General features: G+C 45.8%; 23 protein-coding genes. 12 read left to right on the plus strand and 11 right to left on the minus strand.

The window, feature by feature from the left end; translation table 11 throughout:
- Positions 1–42 precede the first annotated feature (42 nt).
- Positions 43–1,623: a murein L,D-transpeptidase gene (locus tag LJ658_RS11135; RefSeq protein WP_230546584.1), complete on the plus strand. Its 1,581-nt coding sequence runs from the start codon at positions 43–45 to the stop codon at positions 1,621–1,623.
- On the opposite strand, the gene LJ658_RS11140 is transcribed toward LJ658_RS11135, so the two are convergent.
- Entirely contained in the window at positions 1,620–2,672 is a 1,053-nt protein-coding gene (locus LJ658_RS11140; RefSeq protein WP_230546585.1) for a response regulator, read from the minus strand. The two genes, LJ658_RS11135 and LJ658_RS11140, sit on opposite strands and share 4 nt — an antisense overlap.
- Before the next feature lie 223 nt (positions 2,673–2,895).
- On the opposite strand from LJ658_RS11140, the gene LJ658_RS11145 reads away from it, so the two are divergent.
- Positions 2,896–3,876, plus strand: a complete 981-nt coding sequence (locus LJ658_RS11145) for a sensor histidine kinase KdpD (protein WP_230546586.1) — start codon at positions 2,896–2,898, stop codon at positions 3,874–3,876.
- Positions 3,877–3,919: 43 nt separating this feature from the next.
- On the opposite strand, the gene LJ658_RS11150 is transcribed toward LJ658_RS11145, so the two are convergent.
- From LJ658_RS11150 to LJ658_RS11160, 3 genes are read right to left on the minus strand one after another with little or no spacing between them, the layout of a single operon-like run.
- The gene (locus LJ658_RS11150) at positions 3,920–4,498 is read right to left on the minus strand and encodes a CDP-alcohol phosphatidyltransferase family protein (RefSeq protein ID WP_230546587.1); all 579 of its coding nucleotides are present in this window, start codon (positions 4,496–4,498) and stop codon (positions 3,920–3,922) included.
- A complete protein-coding gene (locus LJ658_RS11155) occupies positions 4,495–5,316 on the minus strand; it encodes a phosphatidate cytidylyltransferase (RefSeq protein WP_230546588.1) in 822 nt (273 codons plus the stop codon). Before LJ658_RS11155 ends, LJ658_RS11150 begins: the two co-directional genes overlap by 4 nt.
- Positions 5,309–6,178: a universal stress protein gene (locus LJ658_RS11160; protein ID WP_230546589.1), complete on the minus strand. Its 870-nt coding sequence runs from the start codon at positions 6,176–6,178 to the stop codon at positions 5,309–5,311. Before LJ658_RS11160 ends, LJ658_RS11155 begins: the two co-directional genes overlap by 8 nt.
- 199 nt (positions 6,179–6,377) lie before the next feature.
- Here LJ658_RS11160 and LJ658_RS11165 point away from each other — a divergent pair, with 199 nt between their 5' ends.
- Positions 6,378–6,863 carry a pyridoxamine 5'-phosphate oxidase family protein gene (locus tag LJ658_RS11165; protein WP_230546590.1) on the plus strand — a complete coding sequence of 162 codons (486 nt, stop codon included), beginning with the start codon at positions 6,378–6,380 and terminating at the stop codon, positions 6,861–6,863.
- Between the two features lie 81 nt (positions 6,864–6,944).
- Here the strand turns inward: LJ658_RS11165 and katG are convergent, their stop codons facing one another.
- The 3 genes from katG to LJ658_RS11180 form a co-directional block, all read right to left on the minus strand.
- On the minus strand, positions 6,945–9,218 hold the full coding sequence (katG, locus tag LJ658_RS11170; protein WP_230546591.1) for a catalase/peroxidase HPI: 2,274 nt from the start codon (positions 9,216–9,218) through the stop codon (positions 6,945–6,947).
- A gap of 160 nt (positions 9,219–9,378) precedes the next feature.
- Positions 9,379–10,242, minus strand: coding sequence for a universal stress protein (locus tag LJ658_RS11175; protein ID WP_230546592.1), 864 nt, complete (start codon positions 10,240–10,242; stop codon positions 9,379–9,381).
- Positions 10,243–10,298: 56 nt separating this feature from the next.
- Complete coding sequence (locus tag LJ658_RS11180; protein WP_230546593.1) at positions 10,299–11,162, minus strand: universal stress protein; 864 nt, start codon at positions 11,160–11,162, stop codon at positions 10,299–10,301.
- A 126-nt stretch (positions 11,163–11,288) separates the two neighbouring features.
- On the opposite strand from LJ658_RS11180, the gene LJ658_RS11185 reads away from it, so the two are divergent.
- Positions 11,289–12,047 carry a patatin-like phospholipase family protein gene (locus tag LJ658_RS11185; RefSeq protein WP_230546594.1) on the plus strand — a complete coding sequence of 253 codons (759 nt, stop codon included), beginning with the start codon at positions 11,289–11,291 and terminating at the stop codon, positions 12,045–12,047.
- 27 nt (positions 12,048–12,074) lie between these two features.
- Here the strand turns inward: LJ658_RS11185 and LJ658_RS11190 are convergent, their stop codons facing one another.
- Positions 12,075–12,917 carry a universal stress protein gene (locus LJ658_RS11190; protein WP_230546595.1) on the minus strand — a complete coding sequence of 281 codons (843 nt, stop codon included), beginning with the start codon at positions 12,915–12,917 and terminating at the stop codon, positions 12,075–12,077.
- Positions 12,918–13,085: 168 nt separating this feature from the next.
- Positions 13,086–13,502: an ABC transporter permease gene (locus tag LJ658_RS11195; RefSeq protein WP_230546596.1), complete on the minus strand. Its 417-nt coding sequence runs from the start codon at positions 13,500–13,502 to the stop codon at positions 13,086–13,088.
- A 370-nt stretch (positions 13,503–13,872) separates the two neighbouring features.
- On the opposite strand from LJ658_RS11195, the gene tgt reads away from it, so the two are divergent.
- From tgt to LJ658_RS11215, 4 genes are all read left to right on the plus strand, one after another.
- Complete coding sequence (gene tgt / locus LJ658_RS11200; protein ID WP_230546597.1) at positions 13,873–15,003, plus strand: tRNA guanosine(34) transglycosylase Tgt; 1,131 nt, start codon at positions 13,873–13,875, stop codon at positions 15,001–15,003.
- Positions 15,003–16,103, plus strand: coding sequence for an LptF/LptG family permease (locus LJ658_RS11205; protein ID WP_230546598.1), 1,101 nt, complete (start codon positions 15,003–15,005; stop codon positions 16,101–16,103). The genes tgt and LJ658_RS11205 overlap by 1 nt, the downstream gene beginning before the upstream one ends.
- Positions 16,104–16,105: 2 nt before the next feature.
- Positions 16,106–17,011, plus strand: coding sequence for a DMT family transporter (locus tag LJ658_RS11210; protein ID WP_230546599.1), 906 nt, complete (start codon positions 16,106–16,108; stop codon positions 17,009–17,011).
- 836 nt (positions 17,012–17,847) lie between these two features.
- Positions 17,848–18,132 (plus strand): hypothetical protein, encoded by a 285-nt coding sequence (locus LJ658_RS11215; protein ID WP_230546600.1) that lies wholly within the window; start codon positions 17,848–17,850, stop codon positions 18,130–18,132.
- 13 nt (positions 18,133–18,145) lie between these two features.
- Here the strand turns inward: LJ658_RS11215 and ispE are convergent, their stop codons facing one another.
- The gene (ispE, locus tag LJ658_RS11220; protein ID WP_230546601.1) at positions 18,146–18,949 is read right to left on the minus strand and encodes a 4-(cytidine 5'-diphospho)-2-C-methyl-D-erythritol kinase; all 804 of its coding nucleotides are present in this window, start codon (positions 18,947–18,949) and stop codon (positions 18,146–18,148) included.
- 124 nt (positions 18,950–19,073) lie between these two features.
- Between ispE and LJ658_RS11225 the strand changes: the two genes are divergently transcribed.
- From LJ658_RS11225 to secDF, 3 genes are all read left to right on the plus strand, one after another.
- On the plus strand, positions 19,074–19,868 hold the full coding sequence (locus tag LJ658_RS11225; RefSeq protein WP_230546602.1) for a thymidylate synthase: 795 nt from the start codon (positions 19,074–19,076) through the stop codon (positions 19,866–19,868).
- Between the two features lie 184 nt (positions 19,869–20,052).
- Positions 20,053–20,535: a dihydrofolate reductase gene (locus LJ658_RS11230; protein ID WP_230546603.1), complete on the plus strand. Its 483-nt coding sequence runs from the start codon at positions 20,053–20,055 to the stop codon at positions 20,533–20,535.
- A 115-nt stretch (positions 20,536–20,650) separates the two neighbouring features.
- Positions 20,651–23,602 carry a protein translocase subunit SecDF gene (gene secDF / locus LJ658_RS11235; protein WP_230546604.1) on the plus strand — a complete coding sequence of 984 codons (2,952 nt, stop codon included), beginning with the start codon at positions 20,651–20,653 and terminating at the stop codon, positions 23,600–23,602.
- Positions 23,603–23,698: 96 nt separating this feature from the next.
- Here the strand turns inward: secDF and LJ658_RS11240 are convergent, their stop codons facing one another.
- Positions 23,699–24,814 (minus strand): zinc-dependent alcohol dehydrogenase family protein, encoded by a 1,116-nt coding sequence (locus tag LJ658_RS11240; protein WP_230546605.1) that lies wholly within the window; start codon positions 24,812–24,814, stop codon positions 23,699–23,701.
- A 218-nt stretch (positions 24,815–25,032) separates the two neighbouring features.
- Between LJ658_RS11240 and LJ658_RS11245 the strand changes: the two genes are divergently transcribed.
- Positions 25,033–26,346: an NAD(P)/FAD-dependent oxidoreductase gene (locus LJ658_RS11245; RefSeq protein WP_230546606.1), complete on the plus strand. Its 1,314-nt coding sequence runs from the start codon at positions 25,033–25,035 to the stop codon at positions 26,344–26,346.

The following is a 26,346-nucleotide window of genomic DNA, read 5'->3' on the forward strand; positions in this document are numbered from 1 at the left end:
TGAGCTTAGCTCATGCAACAACCGGCTCGCATATCGATACTTATGGCACTGGTCAGTTTGGGCCTCTCCTGCAATAGTTGTGGACAGCAGCCGAACAGGAAGACCGCAGCCGGAGTGCTGAGCCGTGACATGACGGTGCCCGGTAACTTTAGCGGCCAGTCTGAAGTTGTTTTTGACAGTACGCAGATTGCCCCGTTTTTAAAACGTTACCCGGCTTTCCAAACCTATGCCGGAGAGATCGATCGTTTTTATCATAACCGCAACTATGCCTATGCCTGGTTTGAAAATGGGGCACTGATTGAGCAAGCCGGTAATTTAGTCAACCGCATGCTTAACCTGGCGAACGAGGGCATCGCTCCGCCCGCCCCTTATCCGAAGGAACTGGACTCACTGATTCATACCTGGACCAAAGGAAAACCCGATCTCCGAACAGAATTAATGCTAACCGCACAGTATTTTGTTTATGCGCGGCTGGCCTGGCAAGGCCTTGGCCCAGCAGTTAGCCGGTCCGCAGGTTGGTATCTCCCCCGTAAAAGGGTAGACTATGCTACTTACCTTGATAGCCTGTTAAAAGCGCCGGCAACGCCCGAGCCCGTTTATCGTCAATATGATTTGCTGCGTTCTTTCCTGAGGAAATACCGCAACCTGGACGAACAGTACCGCTGGGACAAACTTCCGATGCCTTTAAAAAGCCTGCGGCCCGGCGATACAGCGGCCGTCATCCCATCCGTCAGGGCACGTTTACATCACCTCGGGGACCTACGGGGCGATACGCTCAGTACAGCATTGAATTTGGAACTGCAAACCGCCCTTCGTCAATTTCAGGCACGGCACGGACTGGATACGGGCGGCTTGCTGACAAAAGAAACCATGGCCGAATTAAATGTACCGCTAAAAAGCCGCATTGAACAACTTATGGTTAATATGGAGCGCAGTCGCTGGCTGCCCGTCCGCCTGGATGCAGATTACCTCGGGGTCAATATCCCGGAATTCAAGCTCCACGTTTACCATGCAGACAGCCTGTTATGGAGCTGCAATGTGGTAGTTGGCCAAACAGTGCACCCTACCAGTGTATTTTACGGCGAAATAAAATATGTCGTGTTCAGCCCTTACTGGGATGTCCCTCAGAGTATTGTCCGTAAGGAGATCCTGCCGGCAATGAAAAAACACCCGGACTATTTGGCGGCCCACCACATGCAAATTACCGGCTATGCAGCGGGCCTGCCGGTAATCCGGCAACTTCCGGGGCCGGACAATTCCCTTGGGCTGGTTAAGTTCCTGCTTCCAAACAGCTTCCATATTTACCTGCATGACACACCGGCCAAATCTTTATTCGGTGAAACCGCCCGCGCGTTTAGCCATGGCTGCATCCGCGTGCAGGAACCGGCCAAACTTGCCGCATTCCTGTTAAATGGACAGCAGGGCTGGGATGCCGAAAAGATCAGGCAGGCGATGCACGCCGGGAAGGAACGATATGTGACACTTCCCCGAAAGGTCCCGGTCTTTATTGCCTACCTCACCGCCTTTACGGACCGGAACGGGCGGCTAAATTTTAGGAAAGATATCTATCAGCTTGATAAAGAGTTGGCAAGTATGCTTCTGATTAAAACTGTTGATTATTAATTTTTCATCCGTTCCAGGCGCTGTGGGTCAAGTACCTGGATCAGGCTGCCGTTTCTTTCGATCAGCCCCTCGCTCCTGAAATCTGATAAGGTGCGACTAACCGTTTCGGTGGCCATACCGGCGAGTGCGGCAAGGTCCTCCCGCGAGATCCGCAATCCTTCTTCAACCGAATCTGTCTGGCGATATAGCCGCAAAATGGCCTCCGCCAGCTTTTTGCGGACAGAATGATAAGCCAGTTGCAGTAATAGTTCTTCTTTCTCCCGCAGCTGAACTGCCATCAATTTGATAAACTGGCGGGCCACGTCGGGATATAAATTCAGCATTTCTTCCAGCTGTTCTTTAGGGATCAGGCAAACCTGGCTGTCTTCCAGTGCAATGGCGGTTTCTGCGTAGGCCTCATCAGCCAGCAACGCCTGTATGCCCAGGTACTGATCAGCCGTATGCAGAGCGGTGATCAGTTCACGCCCGTCCTCTGCCAATTTACTGGTTTTTATTTTCCCGCTAAGCACAATATAAAGTCCGTTCCCCTTGTCGCCTTCATAATAAATAACCTGGTTCTTTTTAAAATGCCGGGTTTTTCGCTCCCGGATGATCCGCTGCAGCTCTGCCAGGCCATTGTTCCGCGCAACCAGGCGGCCCAGTTCTTCCATAGCATGGCTGTAATATTCCTTTTGCTGTTCTTTCTTTTTTAGCCGGCTTTCAATAGCGTTTAGTAGCTCAACATCGTCGAATGGCTTGGTTAGGTAATCGTCGGCACCCATTTCCATTGCTTTACGCAGATCAACCCGGTCGGTCTTGGCAGTCAGGAAAATAAAAGGGATGTTAGCCGTTTCGGGAGTTTTCCCCAGCAGGTGCAAGACACCGTAACCATCAAGTTCAGGCATCATAATATCGCAAAGAATTATGTCTGGCAGATGCACCCTGGCCATTTCTATCCCTTCTTTGCCATTACTGGCTGCATAGACCGTATGACCGGCCAGTTCCAGTATTTCCACGACGCCCTCCCGGATGTCAGCGGTGTCTTCAACGATCAGAATTTTAATGCTCATATCCGGATATTAGCAATTACGTGATTTAAATCATCCACCTATCGCGCCAAAATTATAGAAGTCAGGCCTGAAAAAAAATGATCGCCGGCACATTCGCGGCTGATCGTCGTCAGGAAAGGATGTCGGTTGTTTGTCTTTAAAGATGATGAAGATTCTGCTCCGGCTTGTTAACAATCATTTCACAACCGGGAAGGAGCCGCTAAATTGTGCAAATAAGAAATATATGAAGAATAAAGAATTTGAAAGCAAATCAGTCCAGGATCCAAACGGCCGCCGAAACAGTATATTATATCGTTTCCGCTTACTGTTTTACACCGGTGCTGCTGTATCTGTCGTTTTGGTAGCGATAATAGGGGTAATCTCTTATGCCTCCCTCAACCGGGAGCAAGCCGGCGGCATCAAGCTTATTGTAGCCGCAGGTACGCTCTCGGTGTTGGCGATCGTTGCCTTTTTGGTCTATATCGTCCTGAACGAGCTGAACAGCCGATTTCAGGCCTATCAACAAGAGCATGAGCTAAATCAACTGAAAAGTAATTTCATCACCCTGGCCTCGCATGAATTCCGAACGCCCCTAAGCTCGATCCTTCTCTCGACAGCGCTGGTAGAAAAATATGCAAACCAGCAGGACCTCGGAAAGGTTGCAAAACATAGCGTCAAAATCAAACAGGTAGTGCATAACCTGGAAAATATACTGGAAGATTTCCTGGCGCTCGAAAAGCTGGATGCGGGAGAGATCAGCGCGAACTGTGTTCCTTTCGATTTGCCGGCCTTGTGCCGGGAGATCATAGCCGAAACCAGGCTCTTGTCGAAGGCCGGCCAGCAACTCAGCTATGAACAAACCGGCAGTTGCACAATGGTCTCGCTGGACAGGCAGCTGATCCGCAACGCGGTTAACCACCTGCTCTTCAACGCCATTACTTATGCAGGCGAAAACGCCAGGATCCGCCTGATTACGGCTATCAGTGACGGGCGCCTAAGTATCTGTGTCAAAGACAACGGCTTGGGTATTGCCGAAAAAGACCAGGAAAAATTATTTACGATATTCTACCGGGTTAATGAATCGGGCAATATCCCGGGAACCGGCCTGGGATTGGCGATCGTGAAACGCTATGTGGAGCTTATGAACGGTAAGTTGCGTTTTTACAGCAAACCGCAGGAAGAAACGTGTTTTGAAATGATGTTTCCTATATCTGGTTCTGCCTGACATTGACAAAGCAATGTAGCATCACCATATTTCGATAGCGACATTATACCGGCCGCCTTCTTTTAAACACCCAGTACAGCCCTTTAACATTGGCCTCCCATTGCGGCAGCACCAGCGCCAGCAGGATCTCTTCAACCAGGTCAATGATGGTGGCACCGGCGGTCAGGTAAAACAATGGCAGCACAGGTTTCGGTAAAAAGAAAAACAGCATCAGAAAACCACCCTGCAGCACGGCGGCCAGTTTAGCAGCATAGGTATGAAAACTGGTTAGCTTGCGATAACGGATCAGTGCGATGCCGTTTTGCGTTGCGTACAGCAGTATCATCACGCCAATTAACAGCCATTCACTGCGTAAAAAAACCGGCTGGTACAGGACAATCCCGATGATTGCCACCAGGATGGTCAGATCGTCCGCTACCGAATCCATGCGGGCGCCCAGCAAACTGTTAACTTTAAACTTTCGCGCCAGCCAGCCGTCAATGGCGTCTGTAAAAAAACTCAGGGCCAGCAGCCATTTAAAGGCAGCGAATTGCCGGCCAATCAGCAACAGTACCAGAAATGGCGCGGCTGCCAGCCGATAAAAGGTGATCATATTCACCCATCTATAGACTTTTTTATTCATCGCTCCAGCAAAATTACAAAAACACAAATAAAAGGTGCAGAACCCAGCAAACTATCGAACCGGTCAAGCATCCCGCCGTGGCCGGGCAAAATGGTGCCGGAATCCTTAACTCCCCGGCTCCGTTTTAACATCGACTTGAGCAGGTCGCCATAAGTGCCGGTCACTACGATAATAAACGAAAGAATTTCCCATTCTGTTGTACTTAAAACTGTAAAATACCGGGAGAGGAACGAAGCCGTAACTAAGGCTGCCACTGCACCGCCAAAACTGCCCTCCCAGGTTTTTTTGGGCGAGATCCGTCTAAACAACGGCTGCCTCCCCAGTTTCCGGCCAACCAGGTAAGCCGCTGTATCATTTGCCCACAACAACAAAAAACAACCCATAGGCAGCTCGAAGTGATAGCCGGCCTGCGCAGATAAAAAAGGCAGAGCGATAAAAAAACAAAGGGGCAGAGCGGTCGCGGTGATCCCCAAAAACGTGAGCGCCAGGCTTTCAAACGGAAATTTTGCCCGTCGCCGGTAAAGTTCAGCTACAAAAACACCAAAAGCAACCGGCACATTTATTAACAACCATTTCCAGCTGAATAGTCCCGAGGCGGCCGCAAAGCAAGTAAGGATCAGGCTGGTGGCCAGCAATATCCCCCATCCGGGCGCAGGCCGGGCGCCGGGTATTTCAAGTAGCTGATAAAATTCCCGGAGGCAAAGCATGGCAATCAGCAGTACCAACGCCGCGAAACTGTATGGGCCGAACCAAACGGCAGCCAGGATCACGGTGACAAGCCCGCTCCCGGTAAGCGTGCGGCGGATAAAATTAGTCATGACCATGGGAGGTTTCGGGGAAGATCAACAGCGGAAGTGTTCCCAGTTTGATCGCTTCTTTTAAGGGATTTTCATGGAATAGGTGGTAAAAACCAGGATGTTTTTGATACCGCAACGCAATCAGATCCGTTTGCTGGTCTTCGCTGGTTTTTTTCAACGCCGCCAGGGTGTTCGCGCCCCTGGCCGGGTAGTACCGGATTGCCGGATTAAGGCTTGTTATCTTTTCAATAAAGGCTGAGACCCGTATTTCTTCCGCAAAATCCGGGATCAGTACCGGCCGGGATACGTGGGTCACGCTGATCTGGACCTTTAAGCGGTTACAAAGACTGATCAGTTCGTTTAGCACTTTTTGATCTTCCTCCGCCAGGTCAGTTGCAAACAGTATATGCCTGATCTCACGCCGGTTCCAGGTTGCGGGTATAATAAGCACCGGTCTGACAGCTAGTTGAAGAACCGCTTTAATATTGCCGTCAAAAAACAAGTCGCCATAGGATTGCGCCGAAACGCCCATGGTAATCATTATGCAGTTCTTTCTCCGTACCAATTGTGAAACACGCTCGGCCAACAAACCTTCCAGCGGTATTGGGCGAATGTCCGGCTTGTGGCCGGGAACAGTGAGATCCTGTAAACGTTTTTCCAGCCGCCGAACCTCCCGGTTCAGGCGGGTGGTGCTTTCGCGCCTTTTCTCTCCCGGAGTACTTAACGGTAACACGGTTAAACCCACCGATGGTAAATAAGGCGTGATGGGGTACACATTCACCAGCAGCACATCAGCGCCGAGCTTTGCAGCTATACCCAACGCGCATTCAGCCGCGCGGGCGGCACTGGCAGAAAAATCGGTCAGGACCAGGATATTTTTCATAGTAAACAGTAAACTCCATACGAAGTTCAGTTTTATACATGTCTTTTAAAATGACAACAATCATATAACCAACTGATTAAGGGCAATAGCGTAAGTCCTCCCCGTCCCTACCTTGGTTATATATAATAGGTGGAAGTATCGCTTATGATTTATTACACAAGGGCCGGGCTTATTCCCGGAATTATTTAAAAATCGCAATATGTTAGGTGAACTTAATACTACTATGCTGGAAGACCTGTTAAGCACGCAACTGCTTGGCCGGATTGGCTGTCATGCTGATGGCATCACCTATATTATACCGGTAAATTATGTTTATGAAGCGCCCTATATTTACGCTCATTCGGCAGACGGGTTAAAGGTCAGCCTGATGCGCAAAAATCCTGAAGTATGTTTCGAGGTTGACCGTGTGGAAAATTTCTTTAACTGGCAAAGCGCTGTCTGTTGGGGAACGTTTGAAGAAATTACCGGCGTGAAGGAATCGGAACAAGCCATGCAAAAGCTTATTGACCGCATCGAACCTTACCTATCCAAAGCCGAAGATGCACATCCTTCACACGGGATTGCTGACCGGGCCAGCGAAATCGGTACCAGCAAAAGACTGGTGCTCTACAGGATCCTGTTAAACAAAAAAACAGGCAGATTTGAACAAAGAGATGCCCCACCCGCTGAGACACAGGAAGCCTGAAAATGAGTCATGAACCTGACGTTGATTAAAGAGACAGTCTCATTGAGCGCAGTCTCTTTAATTATTGCTTCTTTAAACCTGTTATGAGATATCAAACCTGTCCAGGTTCATTACTTTATTCCAAACGGCTACAAAGTCTTTCACAAATTTATCCTTTGCATCTGCACTTCCGTAAACTTCGGCAACGGCCCGCAACTCGGCATTAGAGCCAAACACCAGATCTGCGCGTGTGGCTGTCCATTTCAATTCACCGGTAGCCCGGTCCCTGCCTTCATACAGTTCGCGGTCAGGTGAGACCGCTTTCCAGGCAGTATTCATATCCAGCAGATTGACAAAAAAATCGGTAGTTAGCACCTCCGGACGGGATGTAAATACGCCGTGTTTAGATCCATCAAAATTGGCACCCAATACCCGCATGCCGCCGATCAATACAGTTAATTCAGGAACAGTGAGCGTGAGCAACTGAGCTTTATCAATAAGCAGGGATTCTGTTGACACAGCCAAATTCGGCCCGCGGTAATTACGGAAACAGTCGGCAAGAGGTTCCAGGTATCCAAATGACTCCACGTCGGTTTGTTCCTGCGAGGCGTCCATCCGGCCGGGCCTGAAAGGAACAGTAACTTCATGGCCTACGGCTTTGGCGGCGCTTTCAACTCCTGCGCATCCTGCCAGTACGATCAGGTCGGCAAGCGAAACTTTCTTTCCGTTAGCCCCTGCATCATTAAATTGTTTTTGAATACCTTCCAATACATCCAATACTTTTTGTAGTTGGGCCGGATTGTTTACCTGCCAGTATTTTTGAGGGGCCAGCCGTATCCGTGCGCCATTGGCGCCGCCGCGTTTGTCAGATCCGCGGAAAGTGGAGGCTGACGCCCAGGCGGTAGATACCAGTTCCGGGATGCTTAATCCCGACCCTAATACTGTTGCCTTTAGTGCTGTAATATCATTTTCATCGATCAATACATGGTTAACCGCCGGGATAGGATCTTGCCAAAGCAGTTCTTCCTGCGGAACCTCAGGGCCGAGGTAACGTGCGCGTGGCCCCATATCGCGGTGCGTTAGTTTAAACCAGGCACGCGCAAAAGCGTCTGCAAATTCCTCCGGTCTTTCCAGAAAGCGCCTCGATATTTTTTCATATGCCGGGTCAAATCGTAAAGCAAGGTCAGTCGTCAGCATCGTTGGTAAACGTTTTTTTGAGCTGTCAAAAGCGTCGGGAATAATTTGCTCCGCGTTCATAGCCACCCATTGGTGTGCGCCTCCGGGACTTTTGGTCAATTCCCATTCAAAGCCAAACAGGTTCTCGAAGAAATTATTGCTCCATTGGGTAGGGGTCTTCGTCCAGGTTACTTCAAGCCCGCTGGTGATCGTGTCAGCGCCTTTGCCCGAGCCATAACTGTTACTCCAGCCAAAGCCCTGTAACTCCAGGTCCGCAGCTTCCGGCTCTTTGCCCACATGATCGGGAGATGCGGCGCCGTGGGTTTTGCCAAAGCTGTGACCGCCCGCTATTAACGCAACCGTTTCTTCATCATTCATAGCCATACGGCCAAAGGTATCGCGGATGTCTTTAGCAGCCATTACGGGGTCAGGATTACCGTCAGGTCCTTCGGGATTGACGTAGATCAGTCCCATCTGTACAGCAGCCAGTGGTTTTTCCAGGTTGCGCGAGTGGATATCGCCATCTGCATCATCTTCTGAAACCAATACGCCGCGACCCGCTACGCCGGGAGATCCATGCGCGTAACGCAGATCCCCGCCCAGCCAGGTGGTTTCTGAGCCCCAATAAACCGATTCATCCGCTTCCCATACGTCCTCGCGTCCGCCGCCGAAACCAAAAGTTTTGAAACCCATTGATTCAAGCGCGACATTTCCGGTAAGGATCATCAGATCGGCCCACGAAATCTTATCGCCATATTTTTGTTTAACAGGCCACAGCAGCCTGCGGGCTTTATCCAGGCTCACATTATCAGGCCAGCTGTTTAACGGGGCAAAACGCTGCAGGCCGGCACCCGCCCCGCCCCGGCCATCCCCAACACGATAGGTGCCTGCACTATGCCACGCCATACGGATAAACAAACCACCGTAATGGCCGAAATCTGCCGGCCACCAGGCCTGAGAGTCGGTCATGAGCGCGGTAAGGTCGCTTTTCACTGCTGCAAGGTCAAGGCTTTTAAAGGCTTCGGCATAGTTAAAATTTTTATCCATCGGGTTTGACAAAGCCGAATGCTGTCGCAGAATGTTAAGCTTAAGCTGATTGGGCCACCAGTCGGGATTACGGGTCCCCCCACCGCCGACATTATTCTTTAAAGTGCCGTTATGAAACGGGCATTTACCGATATCATTTGTTTCCTTTTCCATATTAAAAGTTGATTATTGGTTTGATAAATTGATATTACAGGTTCTATCTGTCGTATAAAATTAAGGTACTTAAACAGCTGTTCAAAATCATTTAATTCTATACGCAATAACCAAAATCTATTAGGTGAAATGATCTCGCTGAAGTCCCGGATCGCCGTGATCATTTGACCACTATTCCGGCGGGAATGATCATTACGGGAAATTCCTGTTTTTCAAGTAACGACTTTGCATTGGAGCCATTGATCAGCCGGTCAAGCAAGCTATGTTTATCATGAACCAATACAAGCAGGTCCGAACCATTCTCTTCAACCAGCTTATTGAGCCTGTTAACCAGGTCTTTACCGCTGATGTTTTGATAGGCGATACCATCATAGTTAAATTTAGCGACATGCTTTGCAAAAGCCGCCTGCTGTGCTTCACCCCCACCTTCTTCACCCCAAAGTTTCACATGGGTGATCTCGATCGTAAAATTAAACAAACGACCCAGCCTGGTGAGGTAATGTACTGCGTTGAGGTCGGCCTCGTCAAAATCCGTGGCAATAGTGACTTTTTTTAGACTTTTAAGCGGATGCCCGGCCGGGATGATCATTACCGGTCTGTCTGTATGATTGATCACAGATACTGTATCGCTGCCCATCAACAAATGATCCCAGGCACTGCCGGTGCGGGCACCCATGACGACCAGCTCAATAGTATCATTTTTGAGCATATCCTTTACTTGTGAGCCCAGGCTACCCATGCCCTGGCGGCAATCAATACTTGCGCGATAGTCAGCGGTTGGTAAAGCTGCGATAAGGGGTTCCATATCTTCTTTTAAAAGGGCAAGTTTCCTTTTACTTTCATCTGCCCATAATAGTTCTTCTGCGGACCATGGATTTGTGCCATATTCGGACAATGCGGGCTGACTGACAAATGCATTTAATAAGATGAGGTTAGCGTGCAGTTTGCCGCTCAGTTTAACAGCAGCTTCGGTGATCTGGCCGGACTGGTCAGTAAAATCGGTAAGTACAAGAATCTTTTTCATTTTAAGTACCTTTTATATTGAACGTTCTATTATTAAAAAGCCTCATCACCCATGGTTTAACGGGCTACTTTTCTGTTGATTACCAATAAAGGAACTGACATTTTACCAGCGGCCTTTTGCGTGTGACTACCTTTAAACAGCTGGTCGAAAAAGCCGTGGTCACGATGTGCCATGGCGATCAGATCGATATGTGCGTGTCCGACCAGCCAGCTCAAGCCATCTTCAACACGGTTGCTTTTTACCACCTGATAACTTACTTCCTGATGATCAAGCCCGGCCGTTATTTCGGTTAATAACTGATTCGCGATGGTGTTGCATTCGGGATCATCATTACGCTGGTCGATATGTGCAAGCACCAACTCCGCACCCAGGGGCCTGGCAAACGCAACAAGTTCATTAATTGTTTTTATATCCTGACCCGGTTGTTTAAAGTCACTGGCAAAAGCAATTTTTTTTATGGGCTTAAAAGCGGCATCAGCAGGGATCAGCAGCAAGGGCCGCACAGCGCTATCAATCATTTTCCGGCTATGGTTGCCTATCATCAGCGTTGTAAAGCCATCATTACCATGCATCCCGATCAGGATCATGTCCGCCCGGTGCGCATCCGCCTCGGCATTTACCACATCGGTCACAAAACCAGCCTCGTGCACACAAATAATTTCAGGCTGATAGCCGCCGGGGTCACCCTCGGCAATTAACCGGCATTTAAGTTTAGCCAGCTCATTATCGCTATCCTGCAGCATATCTTCATAAACATCGGCAGGCCAGGGTACCATACCCGTTTGCGGGATCTCCGCCGGAACATTCATTACATGGCAAAGCAAAACCTTTGCTTTAAGCTGTTGGGCCAGATGATAACCATAAGTGGCAGCATGCCGTGCATTTTCGGAAAGGTCAGTGGCGATTAATAGTGTTTTCATCTCGAGCTTTTTGGTAAAGTTCTGTTATCCGCGCCGGAATAAAACTGACCCTTAACAAGCCAGGATATGATCCTGATCATTTTCCGGGCGGTATAGGTTTCTCAATTTTGCCGAATACAATAATTAATGATTAAAGTAGGGTTAGTGTTGTCTGGTGGCGGTGCCCGCAGTGTTGCACATTTAGGCGTTTTACAGGGCCTGGAAGATTTGGGCATCCGGCCGGGGGCGATCGCCGGTGCCAGCGCGGGCGCAGTGATAGGGGCTTTATATGCGGCAGGACATTCGCCCAGGGAAATCCTTGAAACAATAAAAACAACGGCTTCTTCGGGTTTTATCAATAAGATATTCTCCGGGTCGGGGCTTTTTACCGTAGCCGGGTTAACACAACTTTTTAAAGATGCCAAGCTGCCGACTCATTTCGAAGATCTGGCCATGCCGTTATGGGTAACCGCTACCGACCTGTTAACCTGCCAGGAGATCACCTTATCAAAAGGCCCTCTTTACCAGCCGCTTATTGGCTCATGTGCTGTGCCGGGTATATTTATGCCGGTGCATTTTGACGGCGGCTATCTGGCTGACGGCGGCATCCTGGACAATCTCCCGGTGAGGGATATTCGTCCTGTATGTGAATCCCTTATTGGATCCAATGTTAATAAATTCCATCCATCTCTTTCCAGGAAAATGAGCCGACTACAAGTGCTGGACCGATGTTTTCATTTGATAATCGCTCATCAGGTCGCCACCAGTGCAACTTTTTGTGATTATTACCTCGAACCAGATCTTCATCGGTTCCCAATGTTTGAATTAAAATATCCCGATCTCCTGTTTAAGGCTGGTTACCGGGCTGTGATGCAACAGGAAACAAACTTTTCTGACTTGCACTGACAGGCGCTTATAGCAGGAATGCAGTAACTATTGATGATGCGCGATAAAAACCGGTACGTCCTCCACTGCGCTGATCAACTTGTCGGCCATACTGGTTTTAAACATCCGTGAAACCGCGCCCCGGTTATAAGCACCCATCACCACCATAACGTTTGGCGACAATTTTTTAAGATACGTTGCAAGCGTTTGTTCCGGCTCGCCGGCCAACAGGGTGTAAGCAGCATCCGGATAATGGCAGCGGATAAATTCTTTTATGAGTTGGTCATCAGGAAGTTTTTTTAATGAAGTATCCTCCGAAACAAATACGATCTCTGTTGGGAGCTTGCGCAGGAAAGGCATCAGGTAATTGAACATTTTAATAGCAAAAACCGAGGATGGGTGACCGTCATATAAGATCACTACCCGCTCAATGGCATGATAAGTACGCGGCAAAACCATTACCGGGCATGGGGTTCCGGCCAGCAGTTCCTTAACAAAAGGTGTTGGTTTTTCTGCCGGAAAATGGCTCAGTGTTTCTTGTGCCCCGATCAATACCAGGTCACTATAAATGCTTTCCTTCAGCAAATCGTCAATAGCAAAGCGGTCATCCTGATGGATTGTATAATCAATGCCGGCATGCTCACAGCTTTGTTTGAACGATTCAACCGCCTGCTGCCGGGTTGCTTTGTCTTTTTCTACCAGGTGTTTCAACTTGGTTGAGGATATGCCCTGACTACCGATCATGTCGTAGAGATTAAAACTATGATAGAGAAAATCTTCCAGGAAAACACCGGTTAGCATGGCCTGGCTTTGTGTAACCAGGTCAATAGCATAGTCTAACGTAGCTTTTGAAAATTTCAAGCCGTCAAAGGCTGCACTGATCTTTTTCATGATTAAAAGGTATGTAAGCAAAGATAGATGGGGGCGCCTATCCACGGGATGACGGCTGTCACCGCGATTAATGACAGGTATCATCTATCCGATGTACGCTAAACGCTGAGTGGTAATTTGAGTTCATAATCGCGCAAAGCGCAATACTGAGTGATTAATTCCAATCTGCTACTCTCCTGATCTTAAACTCTCTACCGGGTTTGCCATTGCCGCTTTAACAGACTGAAAACTTACCGTAATAAACGCAATCAACAGGGCAATAAATGCCGTCAATACAAATACCCACCATTGGATATCTATGCGGTAAGCAAAACTTTGCAGGTACTTACTCATCATTAGCCAGGCTATGGGCGAGGCTATAATTACCGCCAACAATACCAGCTTTAAAAAGTCGGCAGAAAGCAAACCGGTTATGCTGGTTATAGAAGCCCCAAGTACCTTGCGGATACCTATTTCTTTGGTACGCTGCAGGGTAAGTAAAGATATCAATCCTAACAAACCAAGGCAGCTGATAAATATGGCAATGATGGCACTTGATGTGATCAGTTTATTTATCAATACTTCTTTCTGATAAAAATCGGCCATTTGCTCGTCCAGGAAACGGTATTAAGCGAATGCCATTAATGCTATATCAGTTAATCCCGGCATGCACAGTCGCGTTAGTAGCAGCGTACCGGCCGCGAAGAGTCTCTGCTGTGGCCGTGCCCAACGCCTGAGGCCGTATAAGCGGATAACCCGGGCCGCAGGCAACGCCCTTTTTTAAAGATTGGTATTTGAAGATTAAAGATCAGTCTTATCGCTTTGCTAACCCCTCCCTACACCCTCCCAAGGGAGAGATCCGATAGCTATCGGATCGCACAGACCGACCGCCATATCCCGCTAACCACTAATCTTTAATCTTCAACCACCAATCTTCATTAACAATCTCTATTCACTATCTTTGCCCCTGCAAAAAATGAAATTTAACTTAACAGCACACGATCCGCTATCAAAGGCTCGCGCGGGCGAGATCACAACCGATCACGGAACTATCGAAACGCCAATATTTATGCCTGTGGGTACCGCGGGCACAGTAAAAGCCGTTCATCAGCATGAGCTCAAGAACGATATTCAGGCGCAAATTATATTGGGGAATACCTACCATCTATACTTAAGGCCGGGACTGGACGTGATTGAAGGCGCCGGCGGCCTGCATAAATTTAACGGCTGGGATGGCCCGATATTGACTGATAGCGGCGGTTACCAGGTATACAGTTTAAGCGAAGTGCGTAAGATCAAGGAGGAAGGCGTAACGTTCCGCTCGCATATCGACGGCTCAAAACACCTGTTTACGCCCGAGAATGTGATGGACATACAGCGCACCATTGGTGCCGATATTATTATGGCATTTGATGAATGCACACCCTACCCGTGCGACTATAATTACGCTAAAAGATCAATAGAAATGACGCACCGCTGGTTAAAGCGCTGCTGCGACAGGTTTGATAGCACCCAGCCAAAATATGGTTACGACCAAACTTTTTTTCCTATTGTACAGGGGTCGGTTTATAAAGATCTGCGGGTGCGGTCGGCCGAGGTTATTGCTTCTTTCGAACGCGAAGGTAATGCCATAGGCGGCCTTTCGGTAGGTGAACCGGCCGAAGAAATGTACGCCATGACAGAATTAGTGTGCGATATATTACCAGAGCAAAAACCGCGTTATTTAATGGGTGTAGGCACACCTATTAATTTGCTGGAAAACATAGCTTTGGGTGTGGATATGTTTGACTGTGTAATGCCCACCCGTAACGCCCGCAACGGTATGTTATTTACCAAAAACGGCGTTATCAATATCAAGAATGAGAAGTGGAAAGCAGACTTTTCGCCTATTGAGGCTGATAGTGATCTGTTTGCCGATAAGAATTATACCAAGGCCTATTTAAGGCACTTGATCCACAGCGGCGAAATGCTGGGCGCGCAAATTGCAACGCTGCACAACCTGCATTTTTACCTGTGGCTGGTTAAAGAAGCACGAAAAAAAATTATATCAGGCGAGTTTTACGACTGGAAAAAAATAATGGTTAACCGTTTGGGCCAACGACTATAATGAAGGATTTTTTAGACCGGTATTTAAAGATACTTGACTGGTATATCATCAAAAAATACCTGGGGACGTTTGTGTTTACCCTGGGCATATTTATCGTGATATCGGTGGTGTTTGATATATCAGAACACCTGGACAATTTCCTGTCTCATCATAATACTTTCTATGATGTCGCATTTAAATATTATGCCGGTTTTATTCCGTTTTATATCAATCTGCTCTCGCCATTAATTAACTTTCTGGCGGTAATTTTCTTTACGGCCAAGATGGCTAACCAGACTGAAATCGTCCCGATACTGAGTGGTAAGGCGAGCTTTAACCGCTTCCTGAGGCCCTACTTTGTGTCGGCTACGCTGATATTTATTGTGTCATTATTTGCCAATTTATACCTCATACCTTTTACCAATAACCTAAAGGTGAAGTTTGAAAATGCCAACGGTTTTAACGGTGATCAGCAAAAAAACCAGGTACATTTAAAGCTGGATAACCGCACTTATGTATACGTAGATTCATACGATAATACGTCGCATACGGGCTACCAGTTTGTGCTTGAAAAGTTTGACGGCGATAAGCTGCGCGAGAAGACCGTAGCCAATACGGTTACCTACGATTCATTAAAAAGGAAGTGGATCCTGCACGATTATTCGGTACGATATATTAACGGTTTGCGGGAAAAACTACTGCAAAATCTGCCCCAAAAAGATACCACTCTGGAGCTCTACCCCGCCGATTTTGAGGCCCATGACAATGTATATTCAGCCATGTCATTAAGCGATTTAAACAGGAATATTGTCAAAGAAAAGATTCGCGGAGCGGGCAATTTAAGAGACATGCAGTACGAAAAATGGCGCCGTTTTCTGTACCCGTTCGCGTCGTTCGTGCTTACTTTAATTGGTGTTTCTATCTCGTCCAGGCGCGTCAGAGGCGGCATAGGTTTGCCCCTGGGGATCGGTCTTTTTTTATGTTTCGGATACATTGTGGTTGATAAATTCGCCCTGGTTTTTGCGATAAAAAGCGGACTGCCGCCAATGATTGCAGCAGGTTTACCCAACTTCCTGTTCGGCTTACTGGGCTGTTATTTACTGTATAAAGCGCCTAAATAAGCATGGCACAGCGCAGTGTAAATACTCCGGAGCTCAATAAAAACCTGCTTATACTTCATTTTACGGTCTTTATTTGGGGCTTTACCAGCATTTTAGGCGCTTTAATAAGCATTTCGGCCGTACAATTGGTCTGGTATCGCGTATTAATAGCCTTGATCTCGCTATTTTTGTACTTTAAATTCAACAAAACAGCCTTTAAAGTAAGCCGCAAAACCTTCCTGAAATTGTTCTTTACGGGTGCGTTGGTTGGCGGGCACTGGATACTTTTCTTTGCTTCTATCAAGCTTTCTACCGTGCCGGTAACGCTGGTTTGCCTGTCATCAATGACATTATTTACCGCGGTTTTAGAGCCGGTAATCAGCAAAAAACGGATCTCGAAACTCGAAATTATTGCCGGTTTATTAATCATAACAGGCATCGTTTTGATCTTTAAATTTGAAACTCAATACACTAAGGGGATCATAGCAGGATTATTGAGCGCGTTGTTTGCCAGCCTGTTTTCTATCATTAACTCCAAACAAGTACAGCAAACCGAGCCCGCCGTGATCTCATTTTTTGAGCTGACCGGCGCCTTTTTCTGGGCCACATTATACCTTGTTTTTACCGGCGGGTTTAACCAGGCCATGCTTTTAAAGCATAGCGATATAGGCTATCTGATATTGCTTGGCACCATCTGTACGTCCTTGGCTTACGTGGCCGGAGTATCAGTAATGCGCGAACTTTCTGCCTTCAGAGTGGCCCTCATCACCAACCTTGAGCCGGTATACGGCATCCTGATGTCGTTTCTTTTTTTTGGCGATATGAATAAAATGACCGCCGGATTTTGGGTTGGCGCTCTCCTAATTCTATCTACTATCTTCCTGTTTCCGGTGGCCCAAAGGCAAATTCAGAAACGTAAAAACCGTTAAAAATTCTTTATCATCTACCCTTGGGCAACGACTTCTAAGGTCGTTTTTTCGTGATAATAACCGGTAGGGGATAATACCACACCCTATCCAAACGAATTTTAAGCCCCTCTCACGCACGCTGTAATTTTAGCCTATCCACATACATATTTAAAATTTCGATCAATTACAGGGCAAATTTCAAAAGTAGATTTGTGTATCGGATCTATGTTTTATTTTACCCTTAAAAAGCAGCTTAATCAATACAAAAAACGAATGGATTTTCAATTAAAAAAAGTTTATGATCGCCTTAAATAAATAATTTAATACATTGAAAATCAGATCATTATAGATATTAACTAAATTAAAAATTGATATTATATTGATTTTTAATTTAATTTTTAACTAATAAATTTAGCAAATATTCGATTTAGTGTGATTTTTTTAATTTAAATCACTGTAATTCAAAGCATTTATGACGATTATATTGACAAATTTATCACTATCGATACTTTTGGCCTAAATTAAGACAGTTAGTGTACTGAAACCGTGAAATTAGATTAAGCCCGAAAAAGGCATGATGGAGAGCGGAAGAGAATTAGAAAAAAATAAACCCTGAAACTGTGTTTTAAAAAAAAGCATTTGATTATAGGCATTGGCGTCGATGTTACGGCTTGCCCCAAAACAGAATTTGACAATCACGATTTTCTGATTTTTAAAAAGGGCTCAGCTCCCTTCCTGTTTTTTACTTTAACATTTACGGGATTTTTATTTAGCCCCCTATCCTGTTTTTTGAAATGGATTTTTATTCCATCTATAAAAATCGGATATTAGCTAAAACTGTAAACTCCCAAAAAGTTATGCGCATAAAAACAATGGTTATCATTTTAGTTACCGTGTTGCTCACGATAATCCTGATGCAAAACACCGAGCCTGTAAAATTCACCATTTTGTTTGGCACGTTTTACATTTCAAAACTGGTAGCCCTGGCGGCCTTCGCACTGGTGGCATTTATTTTGGGCGTGCTGGTTGGCCGTCCCAAAAAAGTAAGGACCCTGGGCGGCGGGTTTAATGACGGCGATTACGACGGCGACAAACCCGATACACTAAGTGACGAGGACAGGGATTACATCAGCCATCCCTAAAAAGAAATTTCTGCTAGATATTATAGAACACCTGGTTGTCGTGTTCCAAAGCGCTAAGGTCAGGTGTTTTGTCAAAGATGCCAAACACAGATGCCCCGCTCCCGCTCATGCTGGCATAGAGAGCGCCGGCCTCATAAAGTGCGGCCTTTACCCCTCTTATCTCGAGATGGTTTTTGAAGATGTTATTTTCAAAATCATTTTTGATGAATTTTTTCCATTCTCCAATCGGCTCATAAATCAGGTCGAGCAATGACTCTTTAACCGGCGCCGGTTTTACGCCGCCATAGGCTTCGGATGTCGAGATATGGATGTCTGGCATCACCAACGCAATTGAGTAATCTGAGAGGTCTAATTTTATCGTCTCAAACTCGTCGCCTTTCTCAAAAGCAAACACGGGCTTGTTCTCGATAAAGAAGGCGCAGTCTGCACCCAGTTTGCGGGCATAGTTTAGTTGTTCGCTGACGGATAGTTCAAGCCCAAATTTATCATTCATCAGCCTGATAAAAAAAGCGGCATCGGCCGAGCCACCGCCAAGCCCCGCGCCTATCGGGATATTTTTGTGCAGGTGTATTTTTACCGGCGGCAGGTCGAAATCTTTTTTAAGCAGCTGATATCCTTTTAGACAAAGGTTGTCTTCCTCAAGGCCGGGGATATCCAGGCCCGATGATTCGAAACTTAATTGGGCAGCCTCGATAGCTTCCAGGGCGTCGTTTATTTTTACGGGATAAAAAATGGTTTCCAGATTATGATAACCGTCAGGTCGGCGTTCGGTAATATTGAGGCCTATGTTTATCTTTGCGTTTGGGAAATTAATCATATAACAATTAACAACGGCAGGTATTTATACACATCCGTAGGATACCAAAAATAGATTATTTTTATTTGTACAGGAATAAACGTTTTACACATTCCATCATTCACACCATCACTCATTCAGAAAAATGAAACAGTATCTTGACCTTATGCGCCATGTCATGGAAACCGGCACCCAGAAACACGACCGCACCGGCACCGGCACCATCAGTGTATTTGGTTACCAGATGCGTTTTAACCTGCAGGAAGGCTTCCCACTGGTAACCACAAAAAAGCTGCACCTGAAATCAATCATCCATGAGTTGATATGGTTTTTACAGGGCGATACCAATATTAAATATTTAAAAGATAACGGGGTGCGCATTTGGGACGAGTGGGCCGATGCTGACGGCAATCTTGGCCCGGTGTACGGTTACCAATGGCGCTCATGGCCCACCCCTGATGGCGGGCACATCGACCAGATCAGTCAGGTGATTAACCAGATCAAAAACAATCCGGACTCGCGCCGCATTATTGTTTCGGCCTGGAACGTTGCCGATGTTAACCAAATGGCGCTGCCACCCTGCCACATGCTGTTTCAGTTTTATGTGGCCGATGGTAAATTATCCTGCCAGTTATATCAGCGCAGCGCCGACATTTTTTTAGGCGTGCCATTTAACATCGCCTCCTACGCTTTATTGACGATGATGGTAGCACAGGTCTGCAACCTTCAGCTAGGCGATTTTGTACACACTTTTGGCGACGCGCATTTATACAACAACCATCTGGAGCAAACCAAACTGCAATTGAGTCGCGAGCCGCGCCCATTGCCAACTATGAAGATCAACCCGGATGTTAAAAACATCTTTGATTTTAAATTTGAGGATTTTGAACTGGAGAATTATGATCCGTGGCCGCATATTAAGGGAGTGGTTGCTGTTTAGTTTTTTGATTTAATTGATAATGACAACCGAAGAATGCGCTTCGAATAGCTACCTGTTTTCGTGCGTCATTGCAAGGAACGAAGCAATGACGCACTTGCTAATCAACCTCTCAATTAATTGTCCTATATAGAGATGCTTCGTCCCTCGCAATGACGGCTTAATTAAATAAAATTCAACAATTCCCATGACCGTATCCATAGTAGTAGCCATCGCCGAAAACAACGCCATCGGCAAAAACAATAAATTGCTTTGGCATTTGCCTAAGGACCTGAAACACTTTAAAGAGATCACCACCGGCGGTACGGTTATCATGGGACGAAAAACCTATGACTCGGTGGGCAGGCCGTTGCCCAACCGGAGAAACATCGTTATAACGCGCCAGCAAATTGAAATTGCGGGCTGCGAGGTGGTTAATTCCATCGGGGCTGCACTGGCCCTATGCGCCGACGAATTGGAAGTATTTATTGTTGGCGGTGCCGAAATTTACAAACAGGCAATGCATCTTACAGATCGCATTTATCTGACGATAGTCCACGAAAATTTCGAGGCCGATACCTACTTCCCTGAAGTAAAGAAGGATATATGGAAAGAGACCGAAAGACAGGACCATGAACCGGACGAAAAAAACCCGCTTCCTTACTCCTTCATCACGCTTGAACGCACATAACAACGAGCCATTTAATTTTGTTTCAATTTAAAATTTCAGGGTTGCAAAATTTTGTTAGATTTGCCGTCTTGTTTAAAATGCTTATAAACTAATTAATTACATATTATAATTTACAATGCAAGGTAAAGGGGTTATTAAATTTTTCGCCATAGTGCTAACGATTGTGTGTATTTACCAATTGTCTTTTACATGGGTGGCGCGCAAAGTTGAGAAAGATGCTGAAGTATATGCGAAAGGCGATACTGCAAAAGTAAAGGCTTATCTGGATTCTGTTTCAGGATTGCCGGCCTATCCGGTGCTGGGCCATACTTATCAATACTGCCTTGAAAGAGAGCTTGCACTGGGTCTTGACCTTAAGGGCGGCATGAACGTTACCATGCAGATCTCGTTAGCTGAACTGGTAAAGGCATTGTCAAACAACAATCCGGACCCTGCTTTTAACCAGGCATTGGTTAATGCAACAGCTGATACAAGGACCAGCCAGTCTGACTACATCACGTTATTTGTTAACGAGTATGAGAAACTGGCCCCTAACGGAAAGCTGGCTGCCATATTTTCAACCAAAGACAACCAGGCTCATTTAAAATACAACGCCTCAAACAGCGAAGTAGAGAAATACCTGAAAGACGAGGCTGATGTTGCGGTAAAACAATCATACACGGTATTAAACACCCGTATTGACCAATTTGGCGTTACGCAGCCCAACATCCAGTTAGAGACTAACACCAACCGTATACTTATCGAATTACCTGGTGTTAAAGACCCTGAACGGGTACGCAAGCTTTTATCAGGATCAGCCAAGTTAGAGTTTTACCAGACTTTTGAGAGCCAGGAAGTATATCCTATGTTTACCAGCATAGACAACATCTTAGCCGCTAAAACAAAAAACGCTGCCAAAGACACTGCCAAAACTACAGCTGGGGCAGCCACTAAGGATACCGTTGCTAAAAAAGGTGCGTTAGCTTTATTAAATAAAGTTGAAAAAACCGCAGCCAAGGATACTTCACTGGCTGCCAAATCTAAATTAAACGCAGCTCATCCGCTTTTTACTGTATTACAGATCCCAACTTACCAGGATCAAAGCGGTCAGCAGCAATTGCGCCCCGGTGCGGTTGTGGGCTGGGCAATGCAAAAAGATACTGCCAAAGTAAACAGCTATTTACATAGTGCTGATGTGCAGGGATCATTACCACGCAACATTAAATTTGCATGGGGCGTTAAACCATTTGATAAAAAAATATTTGAATTGTATGCGCTTAAACTGTCGGGTGCAGAAAATGGCCCGGTATTAGGCGGCGATGTTATCAACGATGCACAAAATGACGTGGATCAAAAAGGCAGCCCCGAAGTTAGAATGGTCATGAACTCGCAAGGTGCCGAAAAATGGCGCGCGATAACTGCCGAAGCGGCACAAGGCAAAAAAGCAATCGCTATTGTTTTGGATGACAATGTTTACTCTGCCCCAAGCGTACAGAATGAAATATCAGGTGGCGTATCATCAATCTCGGGTAACTTTAAAGTTGAAGATACCAAGGATTTGGCCAACGTATTAAAAGCCGGCCGTTTACCAGCTCCCGCCCGTATAGTTGGCGAGGACGTGGTAGGTCCGTCATTAGGCCAGGAATCAATTAACGCCGGTTTAATCTCATGTTTAATGGGTTTACTGGTAGTATTGGTGTTCATGGTTGCTTATTATAACCGTGCAGGTACCGTAGCGGTTGTTGCGGTAATCATCAACGTATTCTTCCTGATGGGCGTGTTAACCAGCCTACGTGCTGTATTAACCTTGCCTGGTGTTGCCGGTATCGTGTTATTGTTCGGTATGTCGGTTGATGCCAACGTATTGATTTATGAACGTGTGCGTGAAGAGCTGGCATTAGGTAAGTCGGTCCGTTTAGCGGTTAGCGATGGTTTTAAACATGCTTTATCATCTATCCTTGACTCAAACATAAGTACCTTCTTAACAGGTGTTATCCTGTTTGTATTTGGCAGCGGGCCCATCCAGGGTTTTGCAACCACTTTGATGATCGGTATTATCACTTCCTTATTCTGTTCATTATTAATTTCAAGATTAATATTTGAGTGGATGATTGAAAAAGGCTGGGATATTAAATTCTCAAACCCATGGAGCTCACATACCTTTAAAAATGCAAACTTCGCATTCGTTAAAAAACGTTTCAGGTTCTATATTTTCTCAGGTACGTTTATCACCGCGGGTATTATATCGATGTTTGTGCAGGGCTTTAACTATGGTGTTGATTTCCAGGGTGGCCGTACTTATATCCTTAGGTTTCCTAATAAAAACGCCACTGTTGAAGATGCACGTGGGGCTGTAGAAGAAGTATTGGGTCATGGCACTTTGGTTAAAAAATTAGGATCAGACAAAATAAGTGTAACTACCAACTATCTAATTGAAGATAACTCAACCACTGCTGATGCAAAAGTTGAAAACACTTTGTTGGATTTATTAAACAAAAAGGCAGTTACACAGATAAATAAAAAAGATATTTTAGGTTCGCAAAAAGTACAGGCTACTATTGCTGATGGTTTGAAAAAATCAGCTGTCTGGACCGTATTGTTTGCCATATTGGTTATATCGGCTTATATCTTATTACGTTTCCGCAAATGGCAATTTAGCCTGGCGGCGATGGTTGCAACTGCGCATGATGCTTTAATGGTGCTTTCATTCTACTCATTGTTCAGACATGTGTTGCCGTTCCTTGATATTGACCAGTCATTCGTGGCGGCTATATTAACGGTAATAGGTTACTCCATTAACGATACCGTGGTTGTATTTGACCGTATCCGTGAGTTCCTGCATTTACACCATGCAAAAACTGACGAGCCTAAAGAGGTTATCAACAACGCCATCAACAATACATTAAGCCGTACCATTATTACCGCTTTAACAGTATTGTTTGTATTGGTTATCCTGTTCATATTCGGTGGCGACGTTTTACGTGGCTTCTCGTTCTCGTTATTAATTGGGGTATGTTTTGGTACCTACTCATCAATTTGTATCGCGACACCGGTTATTATCGACTTCGGAAAGAAAGACCTGAGATAACCACTAAAATACTTTTTACTAAAAAGCCGTCTTCAATGTTATTGAAGACGGCTTTTTTTATTACAAAAAACCTATATAGCACTATTTTAAAAATGATCAATTTTCAAGGATCACTTTTAAAGCCTTTTCTTTGGCAGCATTGCCAAAAGTTTCATACGCCGCCATTATCTGATCCAGTTTAAAATGATGAGTGATCAATTTATTAGGTTCAATCTTTTTCGACTGAACTGTTTTTAGCAGCAATGGAGTAGTTACCGTATCAACCAATCGCGTGGTGATCGTTATATTTTTAGACCAAAGCGTTTCCAAATGCAGCGTAACGCTTTTGCCGTGAACACCAATATTAGCTATATGGCCGCCGGCGGTAATTATATCAGCGCACAGTTCAAAGGTAGCAGGTATACCTACTGCTTCAATGGCTACATCAACCCCCTTGTTATTGGTAAGGCTCATTATCTTTTCAATAACATTTTCATTTGCACCATTAATGGTATGCGTTGCCCCAAATTTCTTTGCCACACTCAGCCTGTTATCATCCTGGTCAATCATAATAATTTCTGCCGGGGTATAAAACTGGGCTGTCAATAATGCGGCTATACCTATCGGCCCTGAGCCTACAATGGCTACTACGTCTCCGGGTTTAACCTGTCCGTTTAGCACACCGCATTCAAAACCGGTTGGCAAAATATCGCTCAGCATCACCAGTGCCTCTTCATCCGCGCCCGCAGGTATATGGTAAAGGCTGTTATCGGCATAAGGTATCCTCACAAATTCGGCCTGGGTGCCATCAATGGTATTGCCCAGTATCCATCCGCCATCTTCGCAATGCGAGTACATGCCTTTTTTACAATATTCGCATTTGCCGCATGATGTGATACATGATATAATGACATGGTCGCCCGGTTTAAAACTGCTTACGGCAGATCCTACATCCTGGATAACGCCAACACCTTCATGACCAATTATCCTTCCGTCTGTAACCGTTGGGACATCTCCTTTCATAATGTGGAGGTCGGTGCCGCATATGGTAGTCTTTGAAATCTTAATGATCGCGTCAGTTGGTTTTATGATTGCCGGTTTTGGCTTGTCTTCCCACGATTTTTTTCCCGGCCCATGATAAACCAGCGCTTTCATTGTTGATATTTTGTTTGCTACATTAACGTCAGGTGCGTCAACTAACAACTCTTCTTTGTTTGAAATTATATTTCCCATGGTATTAAATTTTAATAGGTTTTAAGAATGTCTAAAATTACCGCTATTTAAAAAGCGCAAAAATGACAGCAGATCGGGTTTAATCTGATATGAATCACTTATTCCTGTCATTATCTGGTTAACTAACTATATGCGGAATGATTTTTGTATTTAAAGGCCTGGATCAACACAAACCTTCAATTAATTATTACTGGTTTGCGTTCTTTATATTATATCAAATGAAGGAACCAAAAAAATCAAAATTCCCGCAGGTAGTTATCATAGGCGGCGGCTTCGGCGGACTGGAAGTTGCCAAACAGCTGGCTGACAAGCCGGTAGATGTTTTAATGCTGGATAAACATAATTATCATACTTTTCAGCCCCTGCTGTATCAGGTTGCCACGGGCAGCCTGGAGTCTGAATCCATCGCATTTTCATTGCGTAAGAATTTCGCTTCGCAAAAAAACTTCCGGTTTCGCATTGCTGAGGTTTCAGGTGTGGATATGGAGAAAAATATCGTTAGTACAGACATTGGCGATGTGCCGTATGATTACCTGGTGATCGCCACCGGGTCGACCACCAACTTCTTTGGCAACAAAGAGATTGAGCGCTACGCCATGCCAATGAAATCAATCCCCGAAGCGCTAAATTTAAGGTACCTTATCCTTCAGAACCTGGAAGAGGCCTCTTTAAAGACCACCAGGGAAGAAAAGGAACCTTACCTGTCCTTTGTACTGGTTGGTGCCGGCCCTACCGGTGTAGAGCTTGCAGGTGCGCTGGCAGAACTGCGTAATCATATCCTGACCCGTGATTATCCCGACCTGGAAAAAAATCACATGAAGGTTTACCTGGTAGATTTTTTACCAAAGGTGCTGGGGCCGTTCTCTGACCAGGGATCAAAAGCGGCCAAAAAGTTTTTAACCGATATGGGGGTTGAAGTTTTACTAAACGTAAAGGTTGAAAGTTATAACGGTGAAGAGATAAAGTTTGAAGGCGGTAAATCCATCAGGACAAAAAATGTAATATGGAGCGCCGGGGTTATGGGCGTTGTACCTGATGGCATTGGCAAAGATAAAATTGTTGGCGGCAACCGGATCAGCGTTGACGCTATAAACCGGGTAAAAGGCGCCGAAAATGTATTTGCTATCGGTGATGTTGCCGCCATGATTACCGAGGAAATGCCGAAAGGTCATCCCGGGGTGGCGCAGGTTGCTATTCAACAGGGCGCGCTGGCGGGTAAAAACATTATGCACCTGATTAAAGACGAAGCGGTAGTGCCTTTTAAATACAGGGATAAAGGCTCATTGGCCACCGTAGGCCGTAATAAAGCCATTGCCGACCTGGGCAAAATCAGGTTCCAGGGCTTTTTTGCCTGGCTGATCTGGATGTTCGTCCACCTGATATCCCTTTTAGGTTTCCGCAATAAGGTAATTGTATTCATTAACTGGATAGGCAGCTATGTAACGTTTAACGGGGGCAGCAGGCTAATCATACGCAGATTTAAAAGAGAGGAATTACCAAAAAAACATACGCAGGAAGCAAAAGCTGATTAA

The sequence above is a fragment of the Mucilaginibacter sp. UR6-11 genome (assembly GCF_020880695.1).
GTDB lineage: Bacteria > Bacteroidota > Bacteroidia > Sphingobacteriales > Sphingobacteriaceae > Mucilaginibacter.